Below are 10,632 nucleotides of genomic sequence, written 5' to 3'. Positions count from 1 at the left end.
GCCTGGCCAGCCACTTGGGCTGACCGAGCAGGTCGATCGGGCTCAGGTCGGAGAAACTCAGCCCGGCCAGCTTCCCGAAGTCGCCCACGCAGTCGTCGGCGGCGTCGGCGAGCAGGGCGCGGCCGCGTTCGGTGAGGTCGGCTTCGAGGTCGAGCTCGGAGTAGGCGGCGTCGAGCCCGGCCCCGGCCGCGGCGGCAAGACCGAAGTTCTCGCCCCCGTCCAGATGGTTCGCGACGGCGCGCAGGTCGGCGGGCACCCCGCCGGCCGCCACACCCTTGAGCCGCAGCTCGGGCGCGTACGACGGCTGCAGCTGGGCGGCCCACCCGGCGGACGCGCCACCCTGGGAGTAGCCCATGACGGCGACGGGCGCCCTGCCGGACAACCCGGCGCCGGGCACCTGGACGGCGGCCCTGATCGAGTCGAGCACGGCGTGCCCCTGCGAGATCCCCGCCATGTACGTGTGCGGCCCTGGCGTCCCCAGCCCCTCGTAGTCGGTCACGACGACCGCGAACCCCTTGAGCAGGAACAGGCTCACCAGCGCGAGCTCGGCCTCGCGGCCCTGGCTCATGCTGACCGACGGGGCGCACTGGTCGCCGAGCCCGTGGGTGCCGACGGCGTACCCGACGATGGGCCGCGCGCCCAGCGGGTAGCCGCTCTTGGGCACCAGCAGCGTCCCGGACACCGCGTTGGGCGCGCCGGTGGCGGTGGTCGAGTTGTAGAGGAGGTGCCAGGCGTTGACCGGCACCTCGAGCAGCCGGCCAGGCAGCAGGTAGACCGTGGTGGGCTGCGCGGAGACCACGGCCCCCGGCGTCGCGGCGCGGGCCGGGGCGGCCGGGAGGGACAGGACCGATAACAGGAGCGATAACAGGATCATGGACATGCTGACGCGGACACGTAAGGTCATGTGCCGCCCCTCTCCGTGAGGATGGCTCTTGGGAGGGCGGCGCCGCCAGCCGATCGTTACCCGGGAGTAACCCCATGTCAAGGCCCGAAATGACGGGGAAACACCCTGCGTGTCAGCACATCACTCGTGAATCAGCCACCCCGCCGGTGCCCGTCAGGCACCATGGATGGATGGATTCAGGATCGGTGACCCTGCTGCGCGAGCTCCTCGCCGAAACCGGCTGGCTCGAACGCGCCCGCGAGCTGGGCGGCGCCCTGCGGGCCACTCGGTCTCCCGGCGGCCTGCTGCTGGTCGGCACGCCCGACGAGGAGCCATGGCACCTGACCGCGCACCTCAGCGACGAGGCCAGGCTGTCGGGCCTGTCTCAGCTCACGCCCACCCTGGTCCGCTGGGCGCCGCCCGCCGGCGCGCCGGCCCACCTGCGGGTCGGCATCGAACGCCTGGAGCGGGCGGCCCGCGGCGAGACGCTCTTCGTGCTGGCCGAGGGGCAGGCACCGGTGCCGCTGCTCGAACGTGTCGACGACGCCCGCCGTACCGGGGCGACGATCCTCGCGATCGAGGGCGGCGACGCGGAGCTCGCGGGGCTGGCGCACGACGCGATCGCGGTGCCGCAGAGCGGGCTGGTGACGTTCGACGGGGCGCAGCACCTCGTGAGCGCGGCGGCCGGGGAGGTGGAGCAGCGTCCCGGCCTGCGCCTGCGGCTGGCCCGGCTGCTGGAGCGCGTCAGCGGCCCCCAGCTGACCGACTGACCGCGCGATCCGTCAGCCGCGCGATCCGTTGGCCGCGTTTCGTTGACCGCGTTCAGGCGGCCGCGCGTTCAGTCGTCGTCCTGGTCCGCCTCGTCCCATGCCTTGTTGCGTTCGGCGGCACGCCGCAGCGCCCCGGACGCCTCCTCCTCGGAGACGTAGGGACCCATCCGGTCCTTGTCGGGGCAGCCCTTGTCGGGCTCGACGCGCATGTGCTTGAGACAGAACCACCACTGGCCTTCGCTCACGAGGTCAATTCTGCCCCGTAGACTCATGTTTCATGACGACATTGCTCCAGCCAGGGCGAGTTTCGCCCATGCGAAAGGTCCCCGCCCACATCGAGCGGCCGGAGTACGTCGGCAAGAAGCGCCCCAAGACCGGCGAGTCCGACGTGAAGACCCCTGAGATCATCGAGCGCATGCGGGTGGCGGGCAGGATCGCCGCCCAGGCGCTGGAGGAGGTCGGCAAGCACGTCCAGCCGGGGGTCACGACCGACGAGCTCGACAGGATCGGCCACGAGTTCCTCATCGACCACGGCGCCTATCCGAGCACGCTCGGCTACAAGGCCTATCCGAAGTCCCTGTGCACCTCGATCAACGAGGTCATCTGCCACGGCATCCCCGACGACACGGTGCTGCGCGAAGGCGACATCGTCAACGTCGACATCACCGGCTACATCGGCGGCGTCCACGGCGACACCGACGCGACCTACCTCGTGGGAGAGGTGGACGAGGAGTCGCGGCTGCTGGTGGAGCGCACCCGCGAGGCGATGATGCGCGCCATCAGGGCCGTCGCCCCCGGCCGGCAGCTCAACGTGGTGGGCCGCGTCATCGAGGCGTACGCCAAGCGCTTCGGCTACGGCGTCGTACGCGACTTCACCGGCCACGGCATCGGCACGAGCTTCCACTCCGGCCTGATGGTCCCCCACTACGACGACCCGTCGCTGCGGGTGGAGCTGGTGCCCGGGATGACGTTCACCATCGAGCCGATGCTGACGCTGGGCACGATCGACTACGACATCTGGCCGGACAAGTGGACGGCGGTCACCAAGGACCGCAAGCGTACCGCCCAGTTCGAGCACACCATCGTGGTGACGGAGACGGGCAGCGAGATCCTCACCCTTCCGTAGACCTGGCAGGCTGAGAAGGCCCGGAGGCGGGTCGCCTCCGGGCCTTCTCAGAAAGCTGTCACGTCGGGACACGCGCCCCGGAGGAAGCCTCAGCCCCGCCTGGGCACCACCCCGGTCACCGTGGTGCCCTCGCCGGGCACGCTGTTGACCGACAGGGTGCCGCCGACCTCAGCGAACGCCGCCCGCATCCGCGCGATCCCCCGCCCGGACGCGGGCGTGGGAAAGCCCTGCCCGTTGTCGCTGACGGTCATGCGCAGCCCGCTCTTGCCGGCGGTCACCGCGATGGACACGGTCTTGGCCCTGCTGTGCCGCTCGACGTTGGACAGGGCTTCGCGCATCGCGGTCATGACTTCACCCGACACGCGTGACGGCACGTCGGTGGACGGCAGCGCCCAGGTCTCGACGGCGATGCCCGTGCGCTCCGACCACTCGGCCAGGTAGCTCTCGAGCGCCTCCGCCAGGCTCTGCCCCCCGCGCATCCGTGTCTCTTCCGCCACTGGTTCTCTGCCTTCCTTGGCAAACCCCGGGCCCGCGCCGGTCCCCACTCCGGCGCTCCCATCCGGCGGTGCGCATCCCCCCTCAAGGCTGCGCACGCTAACTGATGGGGTTATGCCCGTCTCCCCTGGAAGAAAGGCTACCTGGCGGTCCAGAGACTTGTACTCGGAAGATAGCAGGGCATTGCCGAACGGCTACTCGCCCCGGTCAGCACGGTCGAGACGGGCGAGATAGTCGTTGTAGGAGTCGAGCTCGGGGTCTCCGCCGCCGGTGCGATCGGCCCTGCGGTCGGCGCGTCGCGCCTGCTTGTCGTCGTCGCGATACCACTGCACGGCGATGGCCAGCAGCACGATGAGCGTCGGGATCTCGCCGAACCCCCAGGCGATGGCCCCACCGTCCCGCTGGGTCTGGATCAGCGTGTCGCCCCAGGTGCGGCCGAGCTGCTCGTACCAGTCGGAGGCGATCACCGTGCCCATCATCATCAGCGCGATGCCGAAGAACGCGTGGAACGGCATGGTGACGAAGAGCATCAGCAGCCGCCCGACGTACGGGAGCCGGCTCGGCCCAGGATCGACCCCGATGATCACCCAGAAGAACAGGGACCCGCTGATCAGGAAGTGCAGCGTCATCCAGATGTGCCCGAGGTGCTCCTGCATGGCCGACTGGAACAGCGGGGTGAAGTAGAGGGCGTACGTCGAGGCGACGAAGATGGCCGTCGCCACGAGGGGATGCGTGAAGACCTTGGTGAACCGGCTGTGCAGGATCGTCGTTATCCACTCCCGCGGCCCCCGGTCCCCCCGGCGGGCGGCGGGCTTCAGCGCGCGCAGCGCCAGCGTCACGGGCGCGCCGAGGACGAGGAAGATCGGCACCACCATGGAGAGCGTCATGTGCTCGATCATGTGGACGTCGAACATGACCTTGGCGTAGCGGGCCAGCCCGCTCTGCGTGGCGAACACCAGCAGCGCCAGGCCGCCGAACCACGACAGCGTGCGCCCGATCGGCCAGCGGTCGCCGCGCCGCACGAGCCGCAGCACGCCGGCGCCGTAGAGCAGGGCGAGGGTGCCGGCGACCACGGCGAAGAACAGGTCGAGCCACCACAGGGAGAACACGTTGGCGAGCGTGATCTCCGCCGGAAGGGGGAAGCCGAGCAACTCGAAGGCCCGGTCGGCGGGAACGCTGAACTCGGGCGGCGGCGTGCGCGACAGCGCCACGGCCAACCCGACGGTGGCGGCCATGAGCAGCATCTCGCCCCCGGCCAGCCGGGTGAACGCGCGCGGCCGGCCGGCGCCGAGGTCGGCCAGTGTGCGCTGCCGGTGCCAGTAGCCGGCGTAGCCGAGCAGCACGAACGCCACGATCTTGGCCACGGCCAGCAGGCCGTACTCGGAGGTCCACAGGTCGGACACCGCGCCCAGCCGCGCCACCAGGCTGAACACCCCGGACAACCCCACCCCGGCGTAGCACCACAGCGCCATCCGGGAGAAGCGGCCTGCGGCCGTCTCCAGCTGCGGCTGCCCGCGCAGCGCGTGCACGACGAGCACGGCCAGCCCGCCCACCCACAGGGCGAGCGCGAGCAGGTGGAGCGCCACCGACGAGGTGGCCAGGTCGTGGTTGGGCGAGGAGGAGATGTGCCCGGTGAGCGGCGCGGGCAGCAGCGTCACCATCGCGAAGACCAGCAGCCCCGCCGCGGCACCCGCCGTGATCGCCCCGCGCGAGAACAGCGCGATCGCCACCCCGAACAGCACCACGAGCGTGAGCGCAACGCCCTGCGTGGTCTGGGTGGCGTAGCTGGTCAGGATGACGCCGTCGAGGATCTGGGGCACGGTCCTGCCCACGGACTCCGCCGCGCCGAACACGATGGCGAGGAACGCCGCCCCTGCCCACGTCAGGGCCGCCCACGAGGCGGCCTTGACGTAGTGGAGCGCGGTCCCGCCGAGCACTCCCTTGTCGTTGGGGAGCAGCAGGGCGGCCATCAGCAGCACGCCGACGGTGACCAGGCCCGCGCCGTCCATGAGCAGCTTGGACAGCGGCAGCCCCCACCGGACGACCGCGCCGGAGTCGGGCAGCCCAGGGATGATCCTGGGGAACGCCCTGCCGCCGGCGACCATGCCGATCACCAGCGCGACGACGGCGGCCGCGGCACCCGCGAGCGCGACACGCGCCGCCCGGCTCATGACTTCTTTCTCCGCGCGCTGAGCAGGAAGCCGATGCCGATGCCCACGAGCGCCCCGACCACGATGATCAGCCACACGGGGAACGTCACGCCCTGCTCGGCCGAGGCCGTGTCTGCCTCGAGGGTCGCGGCCGGGGAGGGCGGGTCCGATCCGGCGGGCGTCGCCGCCGGGCTCGACGACTCACCGGCTCCGGCGGACGACGTGGCGGATGGGGACGGAGAGGGGGACGGCGTCTCGGCCCCCTTCACCCGGAACGGGATCTCGCCCTCGATCGGATGCCCGTCGGACGACACGACGCGGTAGGCGATCGTGTAGTCGCCGTCGGGCAGCGGCCCGTTCACCGCCTGCCGCACCACGGGGCCGTCCGCCTCGGGCTCGCCGGCCTGGTGCTCGGCGCCGCCGGCGCCCCTGACGATGACGAACGGAAGGCGCACCCTGGCGCTGAACTCCAGCTTGACCTCGTCAAGGGCCTTGACCTCAGCGCCCTTGGCCGGGCTGCTGCTCTTGAGCGTGTCGTGCGCCAGCGCCGGCACGGCGGTGCCGAGCACGAACAGGGCGGCGAGGATCGCGGTGAGGGCCGCGAGCGGGGATCTCTTCATGGCACCCCCAAGGCTACCGACGTCACTGCCCGGTCCGGACCCCGCTACAGCCCCGCGCAGGCCAGTGCCCGCTGGTACGCCTCCACCGCGCCGTCGGAGTCACCCAGTTGCTCGCTGGTCTCCGCCGTGGCGTACCAGGTGGCGGCCGAGCGGCGGGAGTCGGGCAGCGGCGTCAACCAGTCGCGCACGGACGCCACGTGCATGCCGGCCTCGGCAGAGCGGCCGACGGTGCCGTAGATCCTGGCGAGCAGGAGATTCGCCTCGGCGCCCAGCACGTGGCCGAACTCGGGGACGAGGTTCTTGCCGATCATGGCGTGTTCGACGGCCTTGTCGAAGTCACCGGCCATGTATTCGGCGCACGCCAGCTCGACGTGGACCCGGCCCCGGTCGATCGTGCTGGTCGAGGTCTGCTCGAACTCGGCGACCGCCGCGCGCAGCGCGTCGCGCACGGGCACGGCCTCGGCCGGCCGGGCCTTGAGCCGCTGCTGCAGGAGCGCGAGGCGCGTCTTGGCGACGCTGCGGGGGTGACCGTTCTCCAGTTGCACCGCCATGGCGCGCTCGGCGAAGGACAGCGCCTCCTCGTTGTGGCCGGCGATGTAGGCGACGTTGGAGGCGATCCAGTTGGCGGCCATGATCGAGCGCGGCGTGCCGAGCGCGTCGGCGGCGTTGAGCAGCTCGGCCGCGAACTGGCGGGCGCGCAGCAGGTCGCCGCGCTGCATGTAGGCGGACAGCAGGGTGCCGGCCAGCTCGACGAGCTGGTCGTTCCACGGCATGCGGGCGCCGCTGCCCAGCATCCGCTCCCCCACCTCGACGGCCTCCGTCAGGCGCTCGCTGTCCCGGTAGGCGCGGCAGAGCACCATGGCGACCTCGATGCGGCGCTCGGGCGACAGCTCCTCGTCGCGGAGCCTGAGCAGAATGGAGATCGCCTCGTCAAGATCGCCGCACGCCTCGTTGGCGAGCGCGAGACCGAATTCGGTGTCTTGACGTAGGGTGGTCAACCCTGTCAGGTTGTTGTTCGCCAGCAACTCGGCGAAGCGTGTGCGGGCCTCGTTTACCTCACCGTTCTCGAGAGCCAGCCGCGCGTAGCCGAGGGCGAGCTCGATGTCCTCCATCTGCTCGGCGGTGACGCCGTTGAGGAGATAGGACAGCGAGCAGTCCAGTTTCTGAGCCAACAGCTCCAGAACAGCAGGAGTCGGGGTACGCTTGCCACTCTCGATCAACGAGACGTAACTGTCCGACAACTCGGGATGCGCCAGCTGGGCCTGTGACAGGCCGCGTTGTCGCCGAACCGTCTTGATACGGAGTCCGACCAGGTCAGATGTAGTCACAGCCGTCGCTCCCTGAGAAGATGTAGTCCGAGCAACCCCACACAGGCGAGGGAGAACCCCATGCGTATGCGCATTGCTCTGTCCGCAACGGTCGCCGCGATCGCGCTCGCGGTAACCGCTGGAGCCAATGTTACGGCCGCGAGTGCCGAAACGTCTCCTCTCAGCGCGAGTCAGGACAGCAGCGACTGCTGCTGAGGCAATTCCGGCAAGAGGGGGCATACGCGGGTTTCTCTGAGCGCGACACCGCACTGCGCCTGTAGACGCCCGCCTGGCACGACGAGGCACGCCTCGCCCCCAGGTGCCCCCTCGACCCGGACAGGTCCCAGCAGTCTAGCCGGAGCCGTCTATATTTGATCTACAGCGACCCGATTCTCTTTACGGAGCAGCGATTCTGACTACGCTGCGGTGGTGACCGAATCGGGAGCTCGCATGAGTGAGGCAATCTTCATCCGTCTGCTCGGCGCCGTAACCGCCGAGCACCGCCGCGGATGCGCCGGAGATCCCATCGATCTAGGTCCGGCAAGGCAGCAGACGACCCTCGCCATTCTCGCGTCTGCCGCCACCCGCCCCGTCCCGATGGACCAGCTGGTCGCCGGCATCTGGGGCCAGGAAGCCCCGCGCAACGCCGAGCAGAGCGTCTACACCTACGTCGCAGGCCTGCGCAACGTCTTCGAGCCCGGACGCGGGCGGCGCCAGCCGTCCAGATTGCTGGCGGGCACCTCGGCCGGCTACATCCTGTGCCTGGACCCGACCAGGGTGGACGCCCTGATGTTCGCCCAGTGGGTCGGCGAGGCACGACGCTCCCAGCGCACCGGCGACGACCTCGAGGCCGTGCGCCGCCTCGATGAGGCCCTCGCGATGTGGCGCGGCACCGCGCTGAGCGGCCTGCCCGGGCCGTTCGCCGAACGCGAGCGCGCCCGTCTCGAACAGCTCCTCCTGGCGGCGCTGGAACATCGCGCGGAGAGCCTGCTGCGCCTCGGCCGCCACGGGGAGATCGTCGAGGAGCTGCGCGACCTCACCCGCCGCCACCCGCTGCGCGAGCGGGTGCGCGAGCTGCTCATGACGGCGCTGTTCCGCTCGGGCCACCGGGCGGAGACGTTGCAGGTCTACGAGGAGGGCCGGGTCCTGCTCGCCGAGGAGCTCGGCCTGTCGCCGGGCGAGGGGTTACGCAGATGTCACGAGATGGTGCTGCGTGCCGACGCGACCCCGCCGGCGCGGGAGTGGACGCCGCACCAGCTCCCCCGCCCCCTGGCGGAGTTCGTAGGCCGGTCGCGGGAGATCGTGCGGCTCAAGGAGCGGCTGGCCCCCTGGGACGACTCGCCACCGGGCCCGCTGGTGATCGTCTCCGGCCCGCCTGGCGTCGGCAAGTCGACCCTGGCCGCCCGGGTGGCCCATCTGGCGAAGGACCGCTTTCCCGACGGGCAGCTCTACGTCAACTGCCGTGGCGCCACCCCCGAGCTGCCCGCCCTCACCGCGCTCGACGTGCTCGGACGGTTTCTGCGCGCACTCGGCGTGGCGCCCGACGCCGTGCCCGCCGACCTGGACGAGGCAGCGGCCATGTGGCGCAGCCGGCTGCACGACCGCCGGGTGCTCGCGCTCCTCGACGACGCCGCGGACCTGGCGCAGATCCGCCCGCTGCTGTCCGTTCCGTTGGGCAGCGCGCTGCTGGTGACCAGCCGCGAGAGCATGGCGTGGGGCGAGGACGCCTTCCAGCTCGAACTGGACAGGATGTCCCAAGCCGAGTCGGCCACGATGCTGGCCAAGCTCGTGGGCGCGGGCCGCGTCTCGGCCGACGGCGAGCAGACGGCCAGGCTCGTACGCCTGTGCGACGGCCTGCCCCTGGCCCTGCGCATCGCCGGGGCACGGCTGGCCGGCCGACCCGACTGGAGCGTGTCGACGCTCGTCTCCCGCCTGAGCGACGAGAGAACCCGCCTGCACGAGCTGGCCGCCGGTGACCTGGCCGTCCGCTCCAGCCTGGCCGCCAGCTACACCGCCCTCGAACGCGGCCCACGCACCCACGACCGGCTGGCCGCCCGCGCCCTGTCACTGCTCGGCCTGCTCCACGTGCCCGAGGTGACCGCGGAGGCGGCCGGCGCGCTGCTCGGCACTCCGACGCCGGCGGCGGAGGAGGCCCTGGAACGGCTGGTGGACGCGCACCTGCTCGACCGTGCCGGCCAGAGCCGCTACCAGCTCCACGACCTCATCCGTCTCTTCGCCGTCGAGCTGCGGCCCGACGACTCCCGCGGGCCGCTGATCCGCGTGCTGTCCTACTACGCCGCCTCCGCGCGCCTGGCCAGCCACGTCAGCGACCCGCACCGCACCCAGGTGGCGCGGCCGGTCGACGCGGTGCCCCACGCGGTCGGCTGCGCAGCGGAGGCCGACGCGTGGCTGCAGCAGGAGGAGACCGTCCTGTCGGCTGCGGCCACCCAGGCTCTGAACTCCCCCGACGACACGATCGCCGGGCTCGGCGTCGATCTCGCGTTCGGCATCATGTGGCACCAGGAGCGCTTCTTCCACATGACCGAGATGAACACGCTCAACACCCTCGCCCTGCGGGTTTGTGAGCGCACCGGGGACGACGCCGCCGCCATGCTCGCGCACGACCACATCTCCAACACCCTGCGCATGACCGGACGCACGGACGAGGCCATCGCGCACCTCGAGGCCGAACTGGCGCTCGCCAGGCGGCTCGGCGACGCCTTCGGCGAGATGCGCGCGATGGGCAACCTCGCCACCGCCAACAACTCCGGACTGCGCTACGAGGAGGCCCTGCCGTGGGCCGAGCGCCAGCTCGTGCTGGCCAGGCGCATCGGCGCGCGGGTCGGCGTCCGGTACGCGCTGACCGTCATGGGGGGCGCCCACCAGGGCGCGGGACGCCACGAGAAGGCGCGCGAGACGCTGTACGAGGCCCTGGCAGACGCGGAGGAGGTGGGGGACCTCCTGCACGAGGCGCAGATCCGCGCCTCGCTCGGCGAGGCCTGCCTCGACCTGCAGGAATCGAGGGAGGCCCTGGCCCACCTCCTCAGGGCCGTGGAGCTCTACACGCCGAGCACCTACCGGATCGGGCGGCTGCGGAGCCTGATCGGGCTGTCGCGCGCGTACCGGACGCTGGGCGACCTCGACAGCGCGCTCTCCGCCATCACCAAGGCCGTCGCCTTCGGTGGCGGGCTGAGCCACGCCCGCTGGGGACGGCTGCTCAGAGAGGAGCAGGCCGCCGTGCACAAGGCGCGCGACGCGGCGATCGTGCACACGGTGTGAGG

The 10,632-nt window shown here is 71.3% G+C and carries 9 protein-coding genes; 3 read left to right on the top strand and 6 right to left on the bottom strand.

The genetic code is table 11. The annotated features are described in order from the left end of the window. On the bottom strand, nt 1–904 hold a 904-nt coding region (locus ITP53_RS35250), incomplete at its 3' end, for a lipase family protein (RefSeq protein ID WP_236051495.1). Nucleotides 905–1,074: 170 nt separating this feature from the next. Here ITP53_RS35250 and ITP53_RS35245 point away from each other — a divergent pair. Then, nucleotides 1,075–1,653: a hypothetical protein gene (locus ITP53_RS35245; RefSeq protein ID WP_195899788.1), complete on the top strand. Its 579-nt coding sequence runs from the start codon at nt 1,075–1,077 to the stop codon at nt 1,651–1,653. Between the two features lie 68 nt (nt 1,654–1,721). On the opposite strand, the gene ITP53_RS35240 is transcribed toward ITP53_RS35245, so the two are convergent. Then, nucleotides 1,722–1,925 carry a hypothetical protein gene (locus ITP53_RS35240; RefSeq protein WP_195899787.1) on the bottom strand — a complete coding sequence of 68 codons (204 nt, stop codon included), beginning with the start codon at nt 1,923–1,925 and terminating at the stop codon, nt 1,722–1,724. 5 nt (nt 1,926–1,930) lie between these two features. On the opposite strand from ITP53_RS35240, the gene map reads away from it, so the two are divergent. Continuing rightward, complete coding sequence (gene map, locus ITP53_RS35235) at nt 1,931–2,779, top strand: type I methionyl aminopeptidase (RefSeq protein WP_195899786.1); 849 nt, start codon at nt 1,931–1,933, stop codon at nt 2,777–2,779. A gap of 89 nt (nt 2,780–2,868) precedes the next feature. On the opposite strand, the gene ITP53_RS35230 is transcribed toward map, so the two are convergent. The 4 genes from ITP53_RS35230 to ITP53_RS35215 all read right to left on the bottom strand — a co-directional run bounded on the left by ITP53_RS35230 (nt 2,869) and on the right by ITP53_RS35215 (nt 7,372). After that, nucleotides 2,869–3,258 (bottom strand): sensor histidine kinase, encoded by a 390-nt coding sequence (locus ITP53_RS35230; RefSeq protein WP_195899785.1) that lies wholly within the window; start codon nt 3,256–3,258, stop codon nt 2,869–2,871. A gap of 210 nt (nt 3,259–3,468) precedes the next feature. After that, nucleotides 3,469–5,445: a cytochrome c oxidase assembly protein gene (locus ITP53_RS35225; protein WP_195899784.1), complete on the bottom strand. Its 1,977-nt coding sequence runs from the start codon at nt 5,443–5,445 to the stop codon at nt 3,469–3,471. Further along, on the bottom strand, nt 5,442–6,044 hold the full coding sequence (locus ITP53_RS35220; RefSeq protein ID WP_195899783.1) for a copper resistance CopC family protein: 603 nt from the start codon (nt 6,042–6,044) through the stop codon (nt 5,442–5,444). Before ITP53_RS35220 ends, ITP53_RS35225 begins: the two co-directional genes overlap by 4 nt. A 44-nt stretch (nt 6,045–6,088) precedes the next feature. Next, on the bottom strand, nt 6,089–7,372 hold the full coding sequence (locus ITP53_RS35215) for a helix-turn-helix domain-containing protein (protein ID WP_195899782.1): 1,284 nt from the start codon (nt 7,370–7,372) through the stop codon (nt 6,089–6,091). Nucleotides 7,373–7,801: 429 nt separating this feature from the next. Here ITP53_RS35215 and ITP53_RS35210 point away from each other — a divergent pair, with 429 nt between their 5' ends. After that, nucleotides 7,802–10,630 carry an AfsR/SARP family transcriptional regulator gene (locus tag ITP53_RS35210; RefSeq protein ID WP_195899781.1) on the top strand — a complete coding sequence of 943 codons (2,829 nt, stop codon included), beginning with the start codon at nt 7,802–7,804 and terminating at the stop codon, nt 10,628–10,630. The last annotated feature ends 2 nt before the right edge of the window (nt 10,631–10,632 follow it).

Origin of the sequence: Nonomuraea cypriaca (assembly GCF_015645445.1) — a bacterium.
In the GTDB taxonomy this organism is placed as follows: domain Bacteria; phylum Actinomycetota; class Actinomycetes; order Streptosporangiales; family Streptosporangiaceae; genus Nonomuraea; species Nonomuraea cypriaca.
The sequence above is the reverse complement of the archived record's forward strand: the minus strand, read 5'-3'. Positions and strand labels throughout refer to the sequence as shown.

What these genes read in the sequence shown, in the direction of transcription:
- ITP53_RS35245 (WP_195899788.1), top strand. Translation starts at nt 1,075, where the DNA reads ATGGATTCAGGATCGGTGACCCTGCTGCGCGAGCTCCTCGCCGAAACC.
- ITP53_RS35240 (WP_195899787.1), bottom strand. Translation starts at nt 1,925, where the DNA reads ATGAGTCTACGGGGCAGAATTGACCTCGTGAGCGAAGGCCAGTGGTGG.
- map (WP_195899786.1), top strand. Translation starts at nt 1,931, where the DNA reads ATGACGACATTGCTCCAGCCAGGGCGAGTTTCGCCCATGCGAAAGGTC.
- ITP53_RS35230 (WP_195899785.1), bottom strand. Translation starts at nt 3,258, where the DNA reads ATGCGCGGGGGGCAGAGCCTGGCGGAGGCGCTCGAGAGCTACCTGGCC.
- ITP53_RS35225 (WP_195899784.1), bottom strand. Translation starts at nt 5,445, where the DNA reads ATGAGCCGGGCGGCGCGTGTCGCGCTCGCGGGTGCCGCGGCCGCCGTC.
- ITP53_RS35220 (WP_195899783.1), bottom strand. Translation starts at nt 6,044, where the DNA reads ATGAAGAGATCCCCGCTCGCGGCCCTCACCGCGATCCTCGCCGCCCTG.
- ITP53_RS35210 (WP_195899781.1), top strand. Translation starts at nt 7,802, where the DNA reads ATGAGTGAGGCAATCTTCATCCGTCTGCTCGGCGCCGTAACCGCCGAG.